This is a genomic window from Streptomyces sp. NBC_00086 (assembly GCF_026343255.1).
Classification (GTDB): Bacteria; Actinomycetota; Actinomycetes; order Streptomycetales; family Streptomycetaceae; genus Streptomyces.
This window is the reverse complement of record NZ_JAPELZ010000001.1, coordinates 570,681-591,293: the sequence shown is the minus strand read 5'-3', so window position 1 is coordinate 591,293 and position 20,613 is coordinate 570,681. Positions and strand designations below refer to the sequence as shown.

At 73.4% G+C, this 20,613-nt stretch carries 19 protein-coding genes; 13 read left to right on the top strand and 6 right to left on the bottom strand.

Annotation, left to right across the window (positions count from 1 at the left end; all coding sequences use genetic code 11):
* The first annotated feature begins 168 nt into the window (after positions 1 to 168).
* A complete protein-coding gene (locus tag OG276_RS02620; protein WP_266902290.1) occupies positions 169 to 3,606 on the top strand; it encodes an endo-alpha-N-acetylgalactosaminidase family protein in 3,438 nt (1,145 codons plus the stop codon).
* Here the strand turns inward: OG276_RS02620 and OG276_RS02615 are convergent.
* A complete protein-coding gene (locus OG276_RS02615) occupies positions 3,584 to 4,474 on the bottom strand; it encodes an AraC family transcriptional regulator (RefSeq protein WP_266902288.1) in 891 nt (296 codons plus the stop codon). The genes OG276_RS02620 and OG276_RS02615 overlap by 23 nt on opposite strands.
* A gap of 32 nt (positions 4,475 to 4,506) precedes the next feature.
* A complete protein-coding gene (locus tag OG276_RS02610; RefSeq protein ID WP_266902286.1) occupies positions 4,507 to 5,538 on the bottom strand; it encodes a DMT family transporter in 1,032 nt (343 codons plus the stop codon).
* A 101-nt stretch (positions 5,539 to 5,639) separates the two neighbouring features.
* On the opposite strand from OG276_RS02610, the gene OG276_RS02605 reads away from it, so the two are divergent.
* The 3 genes from OG276_RS02605 to OG276_RS02595 all read left to right on the top strand — a co-directional run bounded on the left by OG276_RS02605 (position 5,640) and on the right by OG276_RS02595 (position 8,540).
* The gene (locus OG276_RS02605; protein ID WP_266912477.1) at positions 5,640 to 7,250 is read left to right on the top strand and encodes a PLP-dependent aminotransferase family protein; all 1,611 of its coding nucleotides are present in this window, start codon (positions 5,640 to 5,642) and stop codon (positions 7,248 to 7,250) included.
* A gap of 166 nt (positions 7,251 to 7,416) precedes the next feature.
* A complete protein-coding gene (locus OG276_RS02600; protein ID WP_266902284.1) occupies positions 7,417 to 7,869 on the top strand; it encodes an LPXTG cell wall anchor domain-containing protein in 453 nt (150 codons plus the stop codon).
* 8 nt (positions 7,870 to 7,877) lie between these two features.
* Complete coding sequence (locus tag OG276_RS02595; protein WP_266902282.1) at positions 7,878 to 8,540, top strand: SigE family RNA polymerase sigma factor; 663 nt, start codon at positions 7,878 to 7,880, stop codon at positions 8,538 to 8,540.
* Here OG276_RS02595 and OG276_RS02590 read toward each other — a convergent pair.
* Positions 8,479 to 9,165 carry a hypothetical protein gene (locus OG276_RS02590; RefSeq protein WP_266902280.1) on the bottom strand — a complete coding sequence of 229 codons (687 nt, stop codon included), beginning with the start codon at positions 9,163 to 9,165 and terminating at the stop codon, positions 8,479 to 8,481. The genes OG276_RS02595 and OG276_RS02590 overlap by 62 nt on opposite strands.
* Before the next feature lie 84 nt (positions 9,166 to 9,249).
* Here OG276_RS02590 and OG276_RS02585 point away from each other — a divergent pair, with 84 nt between their 5' ends.
* Positions 9,250 to 10,224 (top strand): helix-turn-helix domain-containing protein, encoded by a 975-nt coding sequence (locus tag OG276_RS02585; protein WP_266902278.1) that lies wholly within the window; start codon positions 9,250 to 9,252, stop codon positions 10,222 to 10,224.
* Between the two features lie 9 nt (positions 10,225 to 10,233).
* Complete coding sequence (locus OG276_RS02580) at positions 10,234 to 10,767, top strand: GNAT family N-acetyltransferase (RefSeq protein ID WP_266902276.1); 534 nt, start codon at positions 10,234 to 10,236, stop codon at positions 10,765 to 10,767.
* Here OG276_RS02580 and OG276_RS02575 read toward each other — a convergent pair.
* Entirely contained in the window at positions 10,764 to 11,249 is a 486-nt protein-coding gene (locus OG276_RS02575; RefSeq protein ID WP_266902274.1) for a MarR family winged helix-turn-helix transcriptional regulator, read from the bottom strand. The two genes, OG276_RS02580 and OG276_RS02575, sit on opposite strands and share 4 nt — an antisense overlap.
* Positions 11,250 to 11,427: 178 nt before the next feature.
* On the opposite strand from OG276_RS02575, the gene OG276_RS02570 reads away from it, so the two are divergent.
* The 4 genes from OG276_RS02570 to OG276_RS02555 all read left to right on the top strand — a co-directional run bounded on the left by OG276_RS02570 (position 11,428) and on the right by OG276_RS02555 (position 15,468).
* The gene (locus OG276_RS02570) at positions 11,428 to 12,660 is read left to right on the top strand and encodes an MFS transporter (RefSeq protein WP_266902272.1); all 1,233 of its coding nucleotides are present in this window, start codon (positions 11,428 to 11,430) and stop codon (positions 12,658 to 12,660) included.
* Positions 12,661 to 12,728: 68 nt separating this feature from the next.
* Entirely contained in the window at positions 12,729 to 13,163 is a 435-nt protein-coding gene (locus OG276_RS02565; protein ID WP_266902270.1) for a heme-binding protein, read from the top strand.
* A 64-nt stretch (positions 13,164 to 13,227) separates the two neighbouring features.
* A complete protein-coding gene (locus OG276_RS02560) occupies positions 13,228 to 14,898 on the top strand; it encodes a glycoside hydrolase family 20 protein (protein WP_266902268.1) in 1,671 nt (556 codons plus the stop codon).
* A 129-nt stretch (positions 14,899 to 15,027) separates the two neighbouring features.
* Positions 15,028 to 15,468, top strand: a complete 441-nt coding sequence (locus OG276_RS02555) for a GNAT family N-acetyltransferase (RefSeq protein WP_266902266.1) — start codon at positions 15,028 to 15,030, stop codon at positions 15,466 to 15,468.
* Positions 15,469 to 15,482: 14 nt separating this feature from the next.
* On the opposite strand, the gene OG276_RS02550 is transcribed toward OG276_RS02555, so the two are convergent.
* Positions 15,483 to 16,295, bottom strand: a complete 813-nt coding sequence (locus tag OG276_RS02550) for an endonuclease I family protein (RefSeq protein ID WP_266902264.1) — start codon at positions 16,293 to 16,295, stop codon at positions 15,483 to 15,485.
* A 247-nt stretch (positions 16,296 to 16,542) separates the two neighbouring features.
* On the opposite strand from OG276_RS02550, the gene OG276_RS02545 reads away from it, so the two are divergent.
* Positions 16,543 to 17,115: a DJ-1/PfpI family protein gene (locus OG276_RS02545; RefSeq protein ID WP_266902262.1), complete on the top strand. Its 573-nt coding sequence runs from the start codon at positions 16,543 to 16,545 to the stop codon at positions 17,113 to 17,115.
* A 113-nt stretch (positions 17,116 to 17,228) separates the two neighbouring features.
* Positions 17,229 to 18,209, top strand: coding sequence for a superoxide dismutase (locus OG276_RS02540; protein WP_266902260.1), 981 nt, complete (start codon positions 17,229 to 17,231; stop codon positions 18,207 to 18,209).
* On the opposite strand, the gene OG276_RS02535 is transcribed toward OG276_RS02540, so the two are convergent.
* Positions 18,193 to 19,008: a glutamate ABC transporter substrate-binding protein gene (locus tag OG276_RS02535; RefSeq protein WP_266902258.1), complete on the bottom strand. Its 816-nt coding sequence runs from the start codon at positions 19,006 to 19,008 to the stop codon at positions 18,193 to 18,195. The two genes, OG276_RS02540 and OG276_RS02535, sit on opposite strands and share 17 nt — an antisense overlap.
* Before the next feature lie 251 nt (positions 19,009 to 19,259).
* On the opposite strand from OG276_RS02535, the gene OG276_RS02530 reads away from it, so the two are divergent.
* Positions 19,260 to 20,435, top strand: a complete 1,176-nt coding sequence (locus OG276_RS02530; protein ID WP_266902256.1) for a hypothetical protein — start codon at positions 19,260 to 19,262, stop codon at positions 20,433 to 20,435.
* Positions 20,436 to 20,613: the final 178 nt, after the last annotated feature.

Below are 20,613 nucleotides of genomic sequence, written 5' to 3'. Positions count from 1 at the left end.
CGGCCCCGCGCCCACCCGACCCACCCGTCACAGAAGTCCAGGACGGGGTTCGGCTTTGTCCATGGGCCTGCCGGGCCGCGGTCCGCAGGCTGTCAGGTCAGTGAGCGGACCGCCTGCCTCCACGGCGTGCGGTCTTCCGCCCAGGAAGCGCCGACTCCCGGAGGTCCGATGCGAACCCCCCTCTGGCCGGCCGCAGCCGCGGTGGCCGGTCTCGTGGCCACCTTGGTCGTGGCCGTGCCCGCCGCCCCCGCCGCGGCGGCCGGCCCCGTGACGATCACCTCGCCCGAGCTGTCCGTGAGCGTGGACAGCGCCTTCCCCCGCGTCATCAGCTACACCCGCACCGCCACCGGGGACGTGCTGAACGGCAACGAGGACACCATCGGCGCGATCGTCGTCAACGGAACCACCTACACCCCCACCGTCACCTCCACCCCCTCCGCCTCGGGCGTGGACTACGCGCTGGCCTTCTCCGGAGTGACCATCAGGTCCCGGCTCTCGGTGACGGGTTCGGTGGTGGAGTTCAAGGTCACGGCGGTCGAGGACACGGCCGCCCTGCGCGTCCGCAGCTTCGCCATCCCCCACCACAACCTCGTCAGCGTCCGCAGCAACCAGAGCGGCGCCGCGCTCTCCACCGCGAAGATGCACACCGCCACCACCGGCACCGGGGACACCTTCACCCCGGTCACCGCGAACACCCCGGTGGACGCCGCCGCCACGACCGTGATGTACGGCTTGGCCAACACCGGCAAGCTGGCCGCGGCCATCGACTCCAACTCGTACTACGACGCCCCCTCCGGCGGCACCGCCAACGAGAACGGCCGGATCAGCAAGCAGGTCACCGACAAGGGCACCTACCGCCGGGCCGGCCTGTGGAGCGGATCCTGGCTCTACCGGGCCACGGGCGCAGCCGACACCGACACCGAGCCGTTGCCCTACGTCCGCGTCGCGATCACCGCCGACCGCAACGCCGACTCCACCGTGGACTGGCAGGACGCGGCGGTCGCCTACCGCGACATCTGGACCGCGCCCACGGGCTGGCAGCAGACCGCCGACCGGGTCGTGCAGCGCATCCCCTTCAACTTCGCCTCCGCGGCCACCCACCCCTTCTCCGAAACCCTCGACGAGACCAAGCGGGTCAACCTCGCCACCGACGGCCTCGGCCAGTTCGTCCTGCTCAAGGGGTACGCCTCCGAGGGCCACGACTCGGCCCACATGGACTACAAGAACATCGGCTCCAAGCTCGGCGGCGCCACCGACCTGAACACCCTCACCACCGTCGGCCACACCTACAACGCCGACTTCGGCGTCCACATCAACGCCACCGAGGAGTACCCGGTCTCGGCCACCTTCGACCCGGCGCACCAGACCGGCGGGCTCGGCTGGGACTGGCTCGACCAGTCGTACTACGTGGACACCCGCAAGGACGGCCAGTCCGGCGGGCGCCTCAAGCGGCTACAGGACCTCAAGGCGGCCGCCCCCGGCCTGGACTTCCTTTACGTGGACGTCTGGTACGGCGACGGTTACCTCTCGCGCAAGCTCGAACGCGAGATCGGCGGCCTCGGCTACCAGCTCGCCACCGAGTTCCCCGCCTCCATGACCGGACAGTCCCTCTGGCACCACTGGGCCACCGACGTCAACTACGGCGGCACCGACCTCAAGGGCATCAACTCGAACATCGCCCGCTTCATCGCCAACCACACCAAGGACGACTGGATCGCCGCCAACCCGCTGCTCGGCGGCGCGGAGATCACCGCCTACGAGGGCTGGCAGGGCAAGCGGGACTTCACCTCCTTCCTCACCACCACCTTCGCGACGAACCTGCCGACCAAGTACCTCCAGGAATCCCCGATCGTGAAGTGGACCGCGGGCGCGGTCACCCTCGCCAACGGCACCACCGTCACCACCTCCGGGAACACCCGCAAGATCACCACCGCCGGCCGGACCGTCCTCGACGGCTCCGCCTACCTGCTCCCGCGCGACGGCAAGCTCTACCACTGGAACGACAAGGCCGCCTCCACCACCTGGGCCCTGCCGGCGGGCTGGTCCTCGCCCAAGCTGTACAAACTGACCGACACCGGACGCCAGTTGGTCGGGGACCTGGCCGTCACCGGCGGGCAGGTCACCATCAACGCCGCCGCCAGGACCGCCTACGTCGTCACCAACGGCGCCGCCCCCGCCCAGGCCGACCCGAACTGGGGCCAGGGCGCCCCCGTCAAGGACCCCTCCTTCTTCTCCGGCAACCTGAACGCCTGGTCCGTCACCGGGACCGGCGCCGCCGTCACCCGCAACGCCCAGGGGCAGAACGAGCTCACGATGGCCGCGAGCACCGCGCCCGCCGTCTCCCAGCAGCTCACCGGGCTCACCCCCGGCACCTACGCCGCCTCCGTCTGGGTCTCGACCCCGGCCGGACGCGCCGCCACCCTCACCGTGACCCCCGCCGGAGGCTCGGCCGCCTCCGTCTACGCCGACTCCTCGACGCTGACCAACAGCCTCGGCGGCAGCGAGAAGAACGGCACCAAGATGCAGCGCATGAAGGTGCTCTTCGACGTCCCCGCGGGGCAGTCGGCGGCCACCCTCAAGCTGTCCGCGGCTTCCGGCTCCGGCACCGTTTACCTGGACGACGTACGGGTCGTCCGCTCGGCCCGCACCCCGCTGAACGGCCACTGGTTCACGGAGGACTTCGAGAACGTCGACGCGGGCTGGGGCCCCTTCGCCTTCGGCGGAGCCGGCGGCGCGGCCACCGACCCGCGCACCCACATCGCCCAGCGCAACGCCCCGTACACCCAGGCCGGCTGGAGCGGGAAGCTGGTCGACGACGTGATCAGCGGGCAGAACTCGCTCAAATCGCACGAGGAGCGGCAGGGCCTGGTCTACCGCACCCTCCCGCAGACCCTGCGGCTGACGCCCGGCCGCTCGTACAAGGTCACCTTCGGCTACGAGAACGGCTTCAGCGGGGACTACCAGTTCATCACCGGCTCCGGCAGCACCGAGACGGCCACCGCGCTGAACCAGGCCCGTACGCCCACCACCTTCACCAAGACCTTCACCGCGGGCACCGACGCCTGGATCGGCGTGCGGAAGGTGACCGGCGAAGGCTCCCACAACGAGGCCGACTTCATCCTCGACGACCTCGCCATCGACGACCTGGGCACCGGGGGCGGTGGTGAACTCCTGGTCCCGCAGACGCAGATGAGCATCAAGGCCGTCGACAGCCAGGAGACCGCCGGCGAGAACGGCGCCGCGGCCAACGTGCTCGACGGGGACAGCGCCACCATCTGGCACACCCAGTGGTACCAGGCCACCGCGGCGATGCCGCACGAGATCACCCTCGACCTCGGCGCCTCCTACAACGTCTCCGCCCTGCACTACCTGCCCCGCCAGACGCAGAGCAACGGACGCATCGCCGACTACCAGGTCCTCACGTCCACGGACGGGGTCACCTGGGGGACCGCGGCCGCCTCCGGGACCTATCCCAACACCACCACGCAGCAGGACGTCGCCTTCACGGCGCGGACCGCGCGCTACGTCAAGCTCAAGGCCACGAGCGAGGTTTCGGGCAATCCGTGGGCGGCGGTCGCGGAGCTCAACATCGGCTACCTGCCGTGACGGGCGTCGGTGGCTCCTGGAGCCACCGCGGCGACTGCTGCTGCACCGACTGCTGTTGGCGGAACCGGACGGGCGCCACGCCCACCCGGCGGCTGAACAGCCGGCTGAAGTAGGCGGCGTCCTCGTAACCGACCCGCCGGGCGACCCCGGCGACCGGCAGGTCGGTGCGGGCCAGCAGTTCCTTCGCCCGGCTCAGGCGGATGCCGAGGAGGTACTCCTTGACCCCCTCCCCGGTACTGCCCCGCACCGCGCCGCGCAGCTCGGGGAGGGTCATCCCGAGCCGGGCGGCGTGCTCGGCCACCGAGATCGGCAGCAGCGCGTCCCGGGCCAGGGTGTCCATCACGGTGTCCCCGTGCCGTGACACCTCGGCCCGGGCGTAGCGCAGCGCGACGAGCAGCCCGTGCACGGCGGCGGCGGCCTCCACTTCCAGCAGGGGGCCGCCGAGCCGGGCCGCCCGGACGATCCCGTCGACCACGTGCCGCACCCCGGCCGTGCCGCTGAGCGGTACCAGCGGGCGGTCGGGGGTGACGTAGCCGAGGTCGGTGTACGCCTCCACGCTGTGGCCCGCGAAGTCCACGAAGCACTCGTCCCAGCCGGTCTGCGGATCGGGGCCGTAGTGGTGTTCCACCCCGGGCACGAGCCACAGCAGCGCCGGGGCCGTCACCGGCTGCGGGGCCCGTCCACCGTGGCTGAACCAGCCCCGGCCGGCGCACACCACCACCGCGACGTGGTGGTCGAGGGCGCGCGGGCCGACCACCGGCAGCACGCCCTGCTGCACGCCCACGCCCAGGCACACCAGCCCGAGCCGGCGGTGGTTGGCGGTCGGTGAGAAGTACCGCATCCAGCTGCTGTACGGAGGCGTTGCCATCTGCGGATTGTGATCCACAACGCGGGGAGTGCTCAAGGGGCCGCGGACTCCTGGGCGTTACGAGGCATTCGCGCCGGCGGCGCGATCGGCGTGCCGGGGGCGACCGGCGCACCGGGGTCGACCGGGGCGACGGGTGCGATCGGCGCGACCGGTGCGCCTGGTGCGACCGCCGGCCCGCCCGGGGTCCGCTCCGGCCGGAGTCCGACCGCCAGCCCGGCGACCACCACGGCCAGGCCCAGCCACACCGCCGGCCCCGGCACCCCGCCGCCGGTGACGGCTCCCGCGCCCGCCGCGGCGAGCGGCGCCACCCCGGCCAGCAGCCCGGCCCGGCCGGCGCCCACCGCGGCCACCGTGCGGTACCAGAGGAGAAAGGCCACCGCGGTCACCAGGACGGCGAGGTATCCGGCGGCCGCCCACTGGCGCGGGCTCACCGACACGAGCTCCGAAGGCCCCTCGACGCACACCGTGAGCACCGCCAGCATCACCGCGCCCAGCCACACCGCGTGCAGGGAGACACCCCACGGGCCGTGGCGCCGCAGCACCGGTACCGCGAGCAGGGTGAAGGCGGCCTCGCAGCCCAGCGCGAGCGCGGCCCAGCCCACCCCGGCGGCGTCGGTCCGGCCGGTTCCCTCCACCAGGACCGCCCCGGCGACGACCACCAGTGCGGCCACCACCACCCGGGGGCTGGGCCCGCGGCCCTCCAGCAGCGGCCCGATCACCCCGAGCAGGATCGGCGCCGAGGCCACGGCGACGGCGATGACGGCCGGTTCCGCGTGCGCGACGCCCCGTACGACGGCCACGTTGAACAGCACCAGCCCGGTCGCGGCGACCCCGGCCAGCCACAGCCACTCCCGGCCGCGCGGGGCCCTGACCCGCACCCGGGCGAGGCGGGCCAGACCGAAGAGGAGCAGCGCGGCCACCGCGTACCGGGCGGCCTGCACGCCGAAGAGCGGGGCGTCCACGAGGGAGTGGGAGACGGTGACGCTGCTGCCGACCAGGGCCATGCCGGCGATGCCGGGGGCGAGGTCGCGCAACTGCCGGGACGAAGGGGGCGAGGTACTCATACCGTCGAGCCTGGCGCCACAATGGACCCGTGGACAGGTCCAAAGAGAGTGCCATCCAGGGGTCCATCCAGGGGTCCGAAGCAGCCGTGAACGAAGAAGCGGTGAACGAAGAAGCGGTGAACGAAGCAGCGCCAGGAGAGAGCGCCGGATCGGACTTCCTCCAGCTCGACATCGGCCGCGCCCCGGCCGGCGGCCGCACCGACTGGCTCGCCGACCGGCTGCGCGCCGCCATCGCCGACGGCACGCTCGCCGTCGGCAGCAGGCTCCCGGCCAGCCGCGTCCTCGCCGCCGAACTGCGGGTCTCCCGGGGGCTGGTCACCGAGGCCTACCAGCGGCTGGCGGAGACCGGCCAGGTGGCCGGCCGCGGCCGGGCCGGGACCGTCGTGGTCGCCGCGCCGGTGACCGAGCGGCCGACCCCGGCCCGGTCCGGCCCCTCCGGAGTCCCGGATCCGGCCGGCCCGTTCACCCCGGGGCCACGGGGCGGACCCGTCGACGCGCTGCGCGCCGCCCCGTGCCGGATCGACCTCTCGCCCGGCGCGCCCGACCTGACCGCCTTCCCGCGCACGGCCTGGCTCCAGGCCGAGCGCCGGGTCCTCGCCGAGCTCACCCCCGCCGACTTCGGCTACGGGAACCCGCAGGGCGCCCCCGCCCTGCGCGAGGCGATCGTCGGCTGGCTCGCCCTGAACCGAGGGATCCGCGCCGACCCCGACGAGGTGGTCGTGGTGGCGGGCGTGGCCCAGGCGCTGGGACTGCTGGCCCAAGTGCTGCGCGCGGAGGGCGTACGGCGCGTGGCCGTGGAGGACCCCGGCTCGCTCGGGGCGCGCCAGCAGCTGCGGCACGGGGGCATGGAGATCCTGCCCGTACCGGTGGACGGGGGCGGCATCGACACCGCCGCCCTGGCCGCCGGCCCGGCCCAGGCGGTGGTGCTGACCCCGGCGCACCAGTTCCCGACCGGGGTCGTCCTCGACGGAGAGCGGCGCCGCGAACTCCTCGGCTGGGCGGCGGCCGGGGGAGTCGTCATCGAGGACGACTACGACGCCGAACACCGCTACGACCGCGCCCCCGTCCCCGCCCTGCGGGCCCTGCTCCCGGAGGCCGTCTGCTACACCGGCAGCGTCTCCAAGCTCCTCGCCCCCGCCCTGCGCCTGGGCTGGCTGCTGGTCCCGCGACGCCGGCTGGACGCGGTGATCGAGGCCAAGCGCTACGCCGACCTCGGCAATCCCGTTCTCGCCCAGCTGGTGCTGGCCCGGCTGATGGCCTCGGGGGAGTTGGAGCGCCACCTGCGCTTCGTACGCCGCCGCCACCGGACCCGGCGGGACGCGATGCTCCGCGCGATCGCCGCCGAACTGCCCGGCGCGCGGGTGCACGGGGCGGCGGCCGGGCTGCACCTGATGGTCGCCTTCGACGGGGATGCCCCCGGGCCCGGCGGCATCGACGACAGGGCACTCGACGACAGGGCACTCGGCGGCGGGGCACCCGACGCCCCGGCCCTCGACGACACGGTCCTCGCCGCCGCGGCTCTGGAGCTCGGGGTCAAGGCGCACCCGCTGTCCTGGCACCGGGTGAACCCGGGACCGCCGGGCCTGGTGCTCGGCTACGCGGCGGGCACGGTGGGGGAGATCGAGGAGGGGGTGGCCGTCATCGGCACGGTCCTGCGGCGACTGCGGGAGGAGCGGGGCTCGCGGGGGTCACGGGCGTCGCGCCGGGTCTGAGCGGGCGGCGCCGGGAGCCGGGAGCCGGGAGCCGGGGGCCGGGGGCCGGGGGCCGGGGGCCGCGAAAAGTTTTTCGGGAACGGCGGCAACCTCCCGGGCACTCGCGCGTCGTGCGGGGGTGAAGGGCGTGATCCCGCGCCCCCGCAGCCGACCGTGGAGAACCACCGTGAAGAACCTGAAGCGCGCCCCGCTGTCCGTCCGCAGGGCGGCGGGCCTCGCCGCCGCCGCAGCCGGGGTGGCCGTCGCGCTGGCCGGGCCGGCCTCCGCCGCACAAGGGGCGTCCGCCACGCCCACCGCGACCGCACCCGCGCCCGCGCCGAGCACCGCGCCGAGCGCGGCCCCCTCGGCCCCCGCGCCCTCGGTGAGCCGGCCCCCGAGCGCGACGCCGAGCGCGGCCCCCAGCGTCCGCCCGAGCGCGTCCCCGACCGTCGCCCCGGGCGGGACGCCGACCGCCGTCCCGAGCGCGGCTCCGAGCGCCGCCCCCGCCTCACCCGGCGGGTCCGAGCTCGCGCATACTGGCTCCTCCGCCACCAACGCCGCACTCGGCGCCGGGGCCGCCGTGCTGATCACCGCCGGGGCCGCGACCCTGTACACCGTGCGGCGCCGCGCCAACGGCTGAGGACCCCCGTGCTCCACCTCGCACCATCCGCCGGCCCCGCCGCGCCCGGTTTCGACCGGCCGTGGCGGGGCTTGTGGTCGTTCCTGCTGCGCCGTGAGCGCTCCTCGGCGCAGGCCCCGCCCGCGCCGCCGGAGCCGTACCGGCACGGGTACACGTACGGCCATCCCTCCGAGGAGGGCGGCCCGCCGCCCACCGTGACCGAGCTCTACCACGCCCACCGGCTGCGGATGGTCCGGCTGGCGGTGCTGCTGGTCGACGATCTCGGTACCGCCGAAGACGTGGTGCAGGACGCCTTCACGGCGCTGTACCGGCGCCACGGCGAGCGGATAACCGAGGTGGACAACGCCCTGGGCTACCTGCGCACCGCCGTCGTCAACACCGCCCGGTCCGTGCTGCGCCGCCGTCGGACCGCCCGCGCGTGGACCCCGCAGGCACCCGCCGACGTGCCCTCCGCCGAGGCGTCCGTGGTCCTCGACGAGGCGCACCGCGAAGTCCTCGCCGCGCTGGGGCGGCTGACGCCGAGGCGGCGGCAGGTCCTCGTGCTGCGCTACTGGGCGGACCTCAGCGAGGCGGAGATCGCCGAGACGCTGGGGATCAGCCGTGGGGCGGTCAAATCGAACGCGAGCCGTGGGCTGGACGCGCTGGAGCGGATTCTGGAGGGTCGGATATGACGCGTGGGCAGGAGCCGCCCATGGGGCCGGGCTGGGAGCCGCCGGAGCCCTGCGAACCCTCCGGGAGGCCGGTGGAGCACCGGCTGCGGCAGGCCCTGGACGCCCGCGCGGCCGGGATCACCGTGCGCGAACTGCGCCCGGCGCAGCCGCCCGGGCCGGGGGTGCGGAGCGTGCCGTGGGCCTGGCCGCGCGGTTTCACCCTGCCGTTGGCGGGCCTGGCGGCCGCCGCCGCGGTGATGGTGGGGTACGCCGTACTGGCTCCGGACGCTTCGGTCCGCCCGGGCCCGGTACCGGTGCCGCCGGCCGCGCCGCCGTCGCCCACGCCGACCGGCTCGGCTCCGGGGCCCGTCCCGGCCGATCCGTCCCCGTCTCCTTCCCCGTCGGCATCCCCGTCGCCGATCACGCCTCCTTCGGCTCCGTCGGCCACGCCCACGCACTCGTACGTGCCCACCGTGAGCCCGTCGCGGGCTCCGGAGCCCGGTACGAGTGCGCCACAGCCGAGTTCCGCCCCCTCCGCTTCGTCGCGCCCGTCGTCCTCGCCTTCGTCCCCGCCGCCGACGGCTTCACCGAGCCGCCGCTGACGGGACGGGGGGCGGGGCGCGGGGCGCCGCGCGGCCCCAACCATGCGCCGACGGAGATCGGTTGGCCGCATCCTTGGATCCTGTCGAAGAGGCCGAAGAGGCCGAAGAGATCGAACAGGGGGCGCGGGATGTGGCACGTGGTGTCGTCGGGCGGGGTGCCGGCGGGGGAGCGGTTCGACTGGTACGCCGACATCATCTCGCGCGAGGTGATGCCGGCCGCCCTCAGCAGCGAGCGCCCGGCCGAGTTCCAGGGGGAGGCCGCCGTAGTGGACCTGGGGCCCCTGCGCGCGTCCAAGTTCACCCTGTCGCCCCTGCGTTCGCGGCGCACTCCCGCGCTGATCAGGCGCGGCGATCCGGAGCAGTACCAACTGGCCCTGCTGCGCTCGGGCGTCACGTCGATGTCCCAGCACCGCAACGCGTGCACGGTCGGGGCCGGGGACCTCATGCTGTGGGACACCTCGCTCCCCTCCGACAACACGATGCTCGCGGAGGGCGGCCAGGTGCGGGCGACGATCCTGATGCTCCCCAGGGACGTGCTGCCGCTGCGTCCCGAGCGGTTGGAGCGGCTGCTGGCCCGCCGGATACCGGGTGACCGTGGCATCGCGGCGATCCTGGCCTCCTTCATGACCGCCCTGGAGGACCACGCCGCCGAATGCGAGCCGCAGGAACTGGCCCGGCTCGGCGCGGTCGCCGTCGACCTCGCCACGGCTTGCCTGGCCCAGCACCTGAACGCCGAGGACCGGATCCCCTCCGAAGCCCGCACGGAGGTCCTCCTACGGCGGATCAACGCCTTCATCGAGCACAACCTCGGGGACCCGGAGCTGGCCCCGCCCGCCATCGCGGCCCGCCACAACATCTCGGTGCGCGGGCTCCACCAGCTCTTCCAGGGGCAGGGGGAGAGCGTCGGGGCCCGGATCCGGCGGCGCCGCCTCGAAGAGTGCCGCGCCGACCTGGCCCGGCCCGAACTCGCCGCCCACCGGGTGCAGTCCATCGCCGCCCGCTGGGGCTTCGGCGGACCCGCGGTCTTCAGCCGCTCCTTCCGCGAGGCGTACGGGCTCACGCCCTCGGAGTACCGCGCGCTGAGCCACCGCGGCACCGATTAGGCTCGCCCCATGAACGACACCACGACCCACGGCATACGGATCCGGCCGGGTGGTCCGGCGGACGTTCCGGCCGTTCTGGACATGCTCGACTCCGCGGTGGCCTGGATGAACGCCCGCGGGAACACCGAGCAGTGGGGGACGATCCCGTACTCGCGCATTCCCGGCGGGGTGGAGCGCGTCCAGCGGTACACGACCGAGAACTCCCCGTACCTCGCGGAGCTGGACGGGATGCCCGTCGGAGCCCTGGTACTGGACTCCGGGCCCAGCCCGAAGATGCCGATGATCGAGCCGGCCGGGGAACCCGAGCGGTACGTGCGGCTGCTGGTCTCCGACCGGCGCCACGCCGGCCTGGGCATCGGCGCCGCGCTGCTGGCCCGGGCCGTGGAGGAGACCAGGCGGGCCGGCGTGGAGCTGCTGCGCGTCGACTGCTGGGCGGGCGGCACAGGCGAACTGGTCGCGTACTACGAGCGCAACGGCTTCACCCGCACCGCCGGCTTCCTCTCCGGCACCTGGCCGGGCCAGGTACTGGCCCGGCGGGTCTAGGCCGTCTGGTTCGCCTGGATCCCCCGGTCCGCCGCCGGGGTGTTCCGTACCGCGGCCACCAGCAGGGCGAGTTCCGGATCGTGCGACGCCTCGGCCAGGGCCTCGCGCAGGGCGGTGTCGTTGGTGGGGCGGGCCTCGGCCAGGAGTTCCAGGCCGGCCGCGCTGACTTCGGTGTAGATGCCCCGGCGGTCGGTGTCGCACAGGTAGCGGCTGAGCAGCCCGCGGTCCTCCAGCCGGCTGACCAGCCGGGTCGTCGCGCTCTGGCTGAGCACCACCGATTCCGCGACCTGGTGCATGCGCAGGTGGCCGCCGGGGCCGCTGTGCTGGCGGCTGAGGACGTCGAGCAGGGAGTACTCGCGCACGCTCAGGTCGTGTCCGGCCTGGAGCGCGCGCTCGATGTGCGTCTCGATCCGCCCGTGCAGGAGGGAGAGGGCGCACCAGCCCTGGGAGAGGGCGGTGAGTGCGCTGTCCGTGGCCGTCATGGCTTCCTCCTCGAAGGCGTGTCACTCCAGGATAGGGCACGTCTGCAATTGCCCGCGCTTGCAAATATCCCGCGTCTGCAATTAATGTGGACGCAGGCAACCCGCTGCGGCAATCGCCGGGCCCGCCGCCTCCCTCTCCCTCCCCCTGGAGCGCCTGTAGCTCCTGAAGGGCACCCTCATGCCTCTCGCACTCCTCGCACTCGCCATCGGCGCCTTCGGGATCGGCACCACCGAATTCGTGATCATGGGCCTGCTTCCCGAGGTCGCCGCCACCTACGGCGTCTCGATCCCCACGGCAGGCTTCCTGGTCACCGGCTACGCCCTCGGTGTCGTCCTCGGCGCCCCGCTCATGACCGTCCTCGGCACCCGCATCCCCCGCAAGCGCATGCTGATGCTCCTCATGGGCCTGTTCATCGTGGGCAACGTGGTCTCCGCGCTGGCCCCCGCCTTCGGCGTCATGCTCGCCGGGCGGGTCGTGGCCTCCCTCGCCCACGGCGCCTTCTTCGGCATCGGCGCGGTCGTCGCGGCCGAGCTCGTCGCCCCCGAGAAGAAGGCCGGAGCCATCGCCATGATGTTCACCGGCCTCACCGTGGCCAACGTCGTCGGCGTCCCCCTCGGCACCCTCGTCGGCCAGCACCTCGGCTGGCGCGTCACCTTCCTGATCGTCGCCTCGCTCGGTCTCCTCGGCCTGCTCGGCATCGCCCGGCTCGTCCCCGACCTGCCGCGCCCCGAGGGCGTACGGATCCGCCACGAGCTGGCGGCGTTCCGCAACGTCCAGGTGCTCCTGGCGATGGGGATGACCGTCCTCGGCTTCGGCGGGGTCTTCGCCGCCATCACCTACATCACCCCGATGATGACCAACGTCGCCGGATTCGCCGACACCTCCGTCACCTGGCTGCTCGTCCTCCTCGGCCTCGGCATGGTCGCGGGCAACCTCGTCGGCGGCCGCTTCGCCGACCGCGCGCTGATGCCGATGCTCTACACCTCCCTGGGTGCGCTCGCCGTGGTCCTGGCCGCCTTCACCCTCACCGCCCACACCCGGGCCGGCGCCGCCGTCACCCTCTTCCTCATCGGGGCCCTCGGCTTCGCCACCGTGCCGCCGCTGCAGAAGCGGGTCCTCGACCAGGCCGCCGGCGCCCCGACCCTGGCCTCCGCCGTCAACATCGGCGCCTTCAACCTCGGCAACGCCCTCGCCGCCTGGCTCGGCGGCCTCGTCATCGCCGCCGGACTCGGCTGGACCGCCCCGAACTGGGTCGGCGCGGCACTGGCCGCCTCCGCCCTGGCCCTCGCCCTGGTCTCCGGCGCGCTGGAACGCCGTACGGGGACCCGCGCGGGCGGCGAAGGCGGCAGCCGGGTCATCGCGGCCGGCGCCCCGACGGTGACCGCAGCCGCCGTACCGGCCCGCCACTGATCCACCGTCCACCCCACACCACTCCACTCCACCCCACACCACCTCCCCTCACGTCACAGGAGACCCGCATGTCCACCCCCACCCGCACCCGCACCGCCGTAGCCCCCCTGACCACCGCCGACGCCGAGACGCTCGTCGCCGCCGCCACGGCCGCCGCCGAAGCCGCCGGGGTCGCCGTCAGCGTGACCGTGCTCGACGCGGGCGGCCACCCGCTCGCCTTCCGGCGCGACGACCGGGCCGTCCTGATCTCGGGCGAGACCAGTACCCGCAAGGCCTTCACGGCGCTGCAGCTGGATGCCCCGACCGCCGATCTCGTCGACGCCGTCCAGCCCGGCGGCCCCTTCCACACCCTGCCCACCGCCCTGGACCGGCCGCTGCTGTTCATCGCGGGCGGGCTGCCGGTCCACCGCGACGGCCGGCTCGTCGGAGCCATCGGCGTCGGCGGCGGAGCCCCGGCCCAGGACCACGGCTTCGCCGAGTCGGCGCTCGGCGCCCTCGCCTGATCGCCCGATCGCCCGGGTCGCGCCGCGCTGTCCCCCGTGCCACGTTGGTACGGGGGACAGGAGCATGATGCGACAGACGAAGCAGTACGGGCGCAGCCACGTCAGCGCGACGGCAACGGTCGTCGCGCTGGTCACCCTTGTCGCCGTCCCGGGCTGTGCGTCCGGTACGCCCGGCCCGGCGGACACCCGGGTCCCGGCCGCGGCGAGCACCCCGCCGAGCGCGACGGACCCCGCCGCCGCCCCGGCCACCCCCGCCGCCACCCCCTCCACCCCGCAAGCCGCGGCGCCCTCGCCGACGCCGACCTTTGCGCTGTCCACCGCCCCGCGCACCGTCCCGGCCGTACGGGAACACGTGGCGGCCCGCGGCCCCGGCTGGCGGCCCGGCCCCGAGGCGCGGGTCGTCGTACCGCCTGCCGACAGCGCGGCCCTGGCGGACGAGGGCAAGCTGCTGGCCGGTGAGCTGCGGATCGGATTCGCCGAGTCGGCCACCCCGCGCAAGGGCGACGTGGAGCTGGCCCTCGGGCCGAAGGGCTCCGGCGCGCCCGAGTCGTACACCCTCACCGTGCGCGACGGGCAGGTCCGCATCACCGGACCCGACCAGGCCGGGGTGTTCTACGGCACCCGCACCCTCAAGCAGGAGGTGAGCGGCGGCGGTTCGGCCCCGGAGGGCACCGTGCGCGACGCCCCGGCCAAACCGCAGCGCGGGCTCAACCTCGACATAGCCCGCAAGCACTTCACCCCGGACTGGATCGAGGACCGGCTGCGCGAGATGGCCGACCTCAAGCTCAACCAGCTCGGCCTGCACTTCTCCGACGACCAGGCCTTCCGGATCGAGTCCGACACCCACCCCGAGATCGTCTCCACCCCCCACCTCACCAAGGCGCAGGTGCGCGGGATCACCGCGCTCGCCGCCCGGCTGCACATCGCGGTCGTCCCCGAGATCGACTCGCCGGGCCACCTCGGAGCGGTCCTGCGCGCCCACCCCGGACTGCAGCTGCGCGACGTGCAGGGCCGGGCGGTCAAGGGGGCGGTCGACATAGCGAACCCGGCCGCGGCGAAGCTCGTGGACGAACTCCTCCGGGAATACCTGCCGTTGTTCCCCGGCGCCCTGTGGAACCTGGGCGCAGACGAGTACCAGGCCCTGGTCTACCGCGATCCGCAGGCCTCCTTCCCGCAGCTGACGGCCGCCGCCCGGCAGCAGTACGGGCCCACCGCCCGGGTCCAGGACCTCGCGACGGGCTGGCTGAACGACCGGGCGGACGTGGTCCGTTCGGCAGGCCGCGCGCCGGCGGCCTGGAACGACGGCTTCTTCACCGGAGGGCTCGTCCAGCCCGCCAAGGACATCCAGGTCGAGTACTGGACGGGCAAGGAGGGCGGGGCCCGGCCGCCACTGGAGTACCTGCGGGAGGGCCGCAAGGTCGTCAACCTCAACGACGAGTACCTCTACTACGTGCTGGGGCAGCCGAACCAGTTCACGTACCCCGACGGCCGGCGCATCTACGAGCGGTGGACCCCGCTCGTGCTGCGCGGCACCGCGGCCGTGCCCGCGCGGTACGCCGGGCAGATCCTGGGCGCGCGGCTGGCCGTCTGGTGCGATCTGGCCGGAGCCCAGACCCAGGCCCAGGTCGCGGCCGGCATCAGGCTCCCGCTCGCCGCCCTGTCCCAGAAGGTCTGGGACTCCCGCACCCCGGCCCTGGACTGGCCGGCCTTCAAGGCCCTGGCCGACCGGCTGTAGCGCGACCGGCTGCAGCGCGGCCGGCCTGGACGTGGCCGGCGGTATCGCGGCCGCCCGCAGCCGGGCCGGCCGCGTCCCGGCTGTCGAAACCCGCTGGCCGGGTGCCGTCCGCTTTGCTTGGATGCGGGCATGGACGACAGTGCGCTGCCCTCGCCCGAGGGCCATGAGATCTCCACCGACCCCGGCCGCCTGGACCGGGAGCTGATCCACCGGTGGCTGTCCGGGGACGCCTACTGGGCCCTCGGCCGGAGCCGGGAGAAGCAGGACGCCGCCATCGACGGGTCGCTCAACTACGGGGTCTACGACGCCGTGTCGGGCCTCCAGGTGGCCTACGCGCGCGTCATCACCGACCGGGCCACCTTCGCCTGGCTCTGCGACGTGTACGTGGACCGGGGCGTACGGGGCAAGGGGCTCGGGACCGCCCTGGCGGGGGCGGTACGGGACCACCTCGCCCCGTACGGGCTGCGCAGGATCCTGCTGGCGACCGCGGACGCCCACGAGGTGTACGCGAAGGCCGGCTTCGAGCCGCTCGCGGCACCGGAGAAGTGGATGGCCCTCGGCGCGCAGTAGGGCCGTGGGCCCGTCTACCAGATGGAGTTGACCCACTCCGGGTGGTCGATGAACGGGTTCCGGTTGTGCTGGTAGGTGTCGTAGATGACCTGGTTGCGGCGCTGCTCGAAGGCGTCCGGCGGGTCCTGCAGGTTCCACTGCTTCAGGACGCTGATCTTGCCGAAGAGCGGCGCGCTGCCGTTGTTGACCTTGTCGTTCATCTCCAGGTCGGCGAAACCGTCACCGCCGTCGTAGCGCACGGCCATGTAGAGCAGCATGCGGGCGACATCGCCCTTGACCGCGTTCCGCGGCTCGAAGGAGTCGGCGTCGGTCAGGCTGCCGGGGGCCTCGGAGACCGCGCCGCCACCCAGGTCGAAGTCCTTGTTCCCGCGGGTGCTGTTGACGGTGACGTCCTCGGGCCTGAGGTGGTGCAGGTCGGTCCCGGGGCCGGTGGCGGTGCCGAAGTCGCCGTGGCTCTTGGCCCAGACGTGCTCGCGGTTCCAGTCGTTGACGCCGCCGCCGTTGGTGGACTTCGACTGTGAGCGGCCCGAGTAGACCAGGATGACGTTGTTGGAGTTCGCGGGGTCCTGGTCGGTGACCTTCAGGGCGTTCCACACACCGTCGTACGTCACCTTGGACTGGGTCTTGATGATGTTGTGCAGCGCCGTCTTGAGCGCGGCGCCGGTCTTGCCCTCGGCCGTGGCGTAGTAGGTGTCGACGGCGACGGAGGCCGAAGCCGCCGTGGGGGCGGCCTCCTTCTGCTGGCCCGCCGAGGCGGAGGCCGGCAGCAGTATGAGGGACGCGGCCGCGAGGCCGGCTGCCCAGGGAGTAAGGCGCGAGATTCTCATCACGTGGGGGTACCTCTCCACACGCACCGCTCCCGCCCGGGGAATTGGCGGGGCATCAGGTGGCAGAGCGAGGTTCACATTGTCATGTGCCCTACAGGTAAAAAGCACGTGTCCGGAGGCAGGATTTTCTACGCGCGTCATCAACCGCGTCATGCGGGTGATTGGCGCAAGAATCCCTATGCAGGAGCGGGCGGCGCGGGCACGGTAACGGAGGCCACACCGTGAACAGCCCTACCAGGAGCAGCCCATGGCACCGAAGATCCTCATCGTGACCGGCGACGCGGCGGAATCCCTCGAAGTCCTCTACCCCTACCAGCGGTTGATCGAGGAGGGGTACGAGGTCCACATCGCGGCGCCGGCGGTGAAGAAGCTGCGGTTCGTCGTACACGACTTCGAGGACGGCTTCGACACCTACACCGAGAAGCCCGGGTACACCTGGCCCGCGGACATCGCCTTCGCCGACGTGGACCCCGGGCAGTACGCGGCCCTGGTGGTGCCCGGCGGACGGGCCCCGGAGTACCTGCGCAACGACCCCGAGGTGCGGCGGATCCTGGCGGCCTTCGCCGGTTCCGACAAGCCGATCGCGCAGATCTGCCACGGCCCCCTGATCACCGCCGCGGCCGGCGCCCTCGACGGGCGCCGGGTCACGGCGTATCCGGCCCTGGAGCTGGACATGAAGGCGGCCGGCGCCGAGTTCGAGGATGCCGAAGCGGTGGTCGACGGCACGCTGGTGTCGGCCCGCGCGTGGCCCGACCACTCCGCCTGGATGCGGGAGTTCCTGACCGTCCTGCGCGTCAAGGCCCCGGTTTCGGAAGGGTGAGCTTCGTCGTCCCCTTGTGAAAGATCCTGACCGGAGACTGCCGGGGCGCCATCGATGTGGTGGGGTGTGCGAGTCAACCCACCTGTTGCGCACGGCAGTTGAGAGGGTCAGTCATGACGGGAAGCATAGGACGACGCGGGTTCATCGGTGCTGCCGCGGCGCTGGGAGGCGCCGCGCTCGTCGGTGCGGGGGCGCCGCTCGCCCAGGCGCGGGAAACTCGGGCGCAGCAGGCGGCCCGGCCGCCGCGGCCCGACACGGTGGCGATCCCGGCGGGCTTCCAGCCCGAGGGGATCGCCGTCTCCGCGCACGGCACGGCCTACACGGGCTCGCTGATCGACGGCTCGGTCTACCGCTTCGACCTCGCCACCGGCGCCGGGCGGATCATCACGCGGGGCGAGGGTCCCATGTCGGTGGGGCTCAAGCTCGACCCGTACGGCAGGCTGCTGGTCGCCGGCGGCGCCAGCGGGCAGATCCGGATGATCGACGCCCGGGACGGTCGGGTTCTGGCCACGCACCAGGCCGCGACCGGCGCGGCCTTCGTCAACGACGCCGTCGTCGGCTGCGGCGGTGCCTGGTTCACCGATTCCTTCGCGGACGTCCTGTACTTCCTGCCCGTGGGCCGGGACCTGACCGGCCCCGGCGCGGCCCCGCGGGCCCTGCGGCTCGGCGGCGAGTGGGACCCGGTCCCGCCCGGCGGCGCGTACTGGGGCGCCAACGGGATCGAACGGACCCCCGACGGCCGGGCCCTGCTCGTGGTGCACGACACCGCCGAGGCGCTGTTCCGGGTGGACCCGCGCACCGGCGCCGCCACCCGGACCGTGCTCGACGGCGGCTCCGTGCGCAACGGAGACGGGCTCGTGCTGCACGGGCGGACGCTGTACGTCGTACGCAACTGGGCTTACGCCGTGGACGTGTTCACCCTGAGCGCGGACGGCCGCCGGGCCCGCTTCGTCAAGCAGATCACCGACCCGCGCTTCGACGAGCCGACGACGGCCGCGGTGTACGGCGGCCGGCTCTACGTGGTCAACGCCCGCTTCGACGCGGACTGGTCGGACCCGGCCACCGCCTCGACGGTCGTCAGCTGCCCGTTGTGATGGCGGGCGCGGCCTCGTACTTGTAGTCCGGGCCGAAGTTCTTCTTCACGGCCGCTTCCCAGGTGCCGTCCTCGACCATCTTGCGGATCGCGTTGTTGATCTTGACCTGGAGCTCGGTGTTGCCCTTCTTCATGCCGATCCCGTAGTTCTCGCTGCTCAGGCTCAGCCCGATCAGCCGGAACTTGCCCTCGTTGCCCTTGCGGGCGGTGTAGCCGGCCAGGATGGAGTTGTCCGTGGTCATGGCATCGACCAGGCCCTCCTTGAGGGCGACGACGCATTCGGAGTAGCCGCCGAGCTCCAGGAGGCTGGCCTTGGGGGCCAGGTTCTTCCTGACGTTCTCCGCCGAGGTCGAGCCGGTCACCGAACACAGCCGCTTGTCGGCGTTGTTGAGGTCCTGGGCCTTGGTGATGCTCGGGTCGTCGGCGCGGACCATCAGGTCCTGGTGCGCGAGGAAGTACGGCCCGGCGAAGTCGACCTTCTCCTTGCGCTTCTCGTTGATCGAGTAGCTGGCCGCCACGATCTCGACCTCGTTGTACTGGATCAGGAGCTCGCGGTCGTTGCTGAGGACCTCCTTGAAGGTGATCCGCTCCTTCGGGTAGCCGAGCTCCTTCGCGATGTACGTCGCCACGTCCACGTCGAAACCGGTGAAGCTGCCGTCGGGCTCCCGCATGCCGACGCCGGGCTGGTCGAACTTGATGCCGACGGAGAAGGTCTTCTGGTCCTCGTCACCGCCACACGCCGATGCGGTCAGGGCGAGACCGATCACTGCGGCGATGGCGCCGGCCTTGGGAACCTTCATGCTGCACTCTTTCCTGAGGTACGCCGTTACGCGGGGTCGCGGGCGAGCGGAGCCGCGCGGGAGCGCGCGGAGAGCACCGGGACCGGCCCGGGGCGCGGGGAACCGCGGAGGCTGGTGGGCGCGTATATGAGGAAGCTAGGAACTCGTCGGGCGCAGTGTCACGACATCTGAGCAAATCTTGAGGGTAACGATCCGGAACGGCGGCAGATCCTGCGGTGGATCCGGCATTGAACGGGAGAGGAGCCGGTCAGGTGGCCAAGGGCGGGGTACGGGTCGAGGGGAACGCACTGCTGCTGGGCGAGGGGGCGCAGGTCCGTTTCATGCGGACGCTGCGGCTCCCGGAGACCGGTACGCACAATCTGCCCCCGGGGCTGGGGGAGTTTCCGCTGCGGCGGGTGGAGGACTATCCGGACACGGTTCCGGCGGACTGGCTCGCCAAGGGCGGGGTGATGCTCCCCGTCTACCTGCGCGAGGCGATGTGGCTCAGCTTCGGCGGCACCCGGGAGCCCACCGCGCTCCAGGTCGGGGTCGGCAAGGTGTGCGCCGTCTCCGGTGAGCGGTGGACGGGCACGCTCGGGCGCCGGCCGCAGAACTACCTCGTGCTGCCGCGCCAGCCGTGGCTGGACGGGATCAATTCGGGCACGGGTACGGTCCGCCAGTTCGTCGCCGTCCCGCTGGGGCTCGGGGCCACCGTGGAGGGCCAGGTCACCGGCGAGGAGACCGCGGGCGGCGTGCAGCTCCAGGCCTTCCCGCTCGGAGCGAAGGCGCTGGCGAGGTGGCGGGAGGAGGAGCGGGAGCGGGCGCGCACGGCCGGGGCGGCCCCGACCGGCGCCGTTCCGTACGGGATCCTGCCGCCGGGCGGCCCCGCGGGCGGTTACGGAGGCGGTTACGCAGGCCTCCCGGGGACGCAGATGGCGATGCCCGCGCCGATGGCGGCCCCGGCGCCGGGCGGGCCTCCCGGGGCGCCGGCGGCCCCGCCCGCGGCTTCGGCCGCGGGCCCGCTGCGGCGCGCGGGCGGCCGGCCCGCCCCGCAGGCGGCTCCGGCGATGGGCCTCGGCGTCGGCGGCTCCATGCGGCAGGAGGTGTACCGCGACGACCGCAAGGCGAAGGACTGGGCGGCCGAGCCGGCCGCGCGGGTCTTCGTCCACCTGGTGACCCCGCCCGAGTGGCGCCGGATCACCGGGGAGGAGCCGCCGCCCTCGCCGGTGGACCGGGCCGCCTACACCAAGGCCGGGCTGCCGTGGTTCGACTACTACGACGAGGACGGGGCCGACCTCGCCGCCTCCGGCACCCTCGGCAAGGTGCAGCCCGTGGGCGAATGGCTCGGCGCCGACGAGGCTCCGTGGGCGGAACCCGCCCCCGGTCAGATCGCGCCCCTGGGCAACGCGCCCCGGCCGGGCAAGCCCGTACAGGACGGCGACTGGTAGCCGGCGCCGCCCCAGGGTCTGTCGTCAGGCTCCCGTCCGCCTCGGTCGGCGACGGGAGTGTGACGACAGGCATTCGCCCCGCCCCGGGACTGGCCGGGAACGTACGGTCGTTCGAGCCCCGGGGCGGTGCCCGTGACAGCATGGGAGGGCAACGCACGGTGTTCGGAGGGGGAGTTCG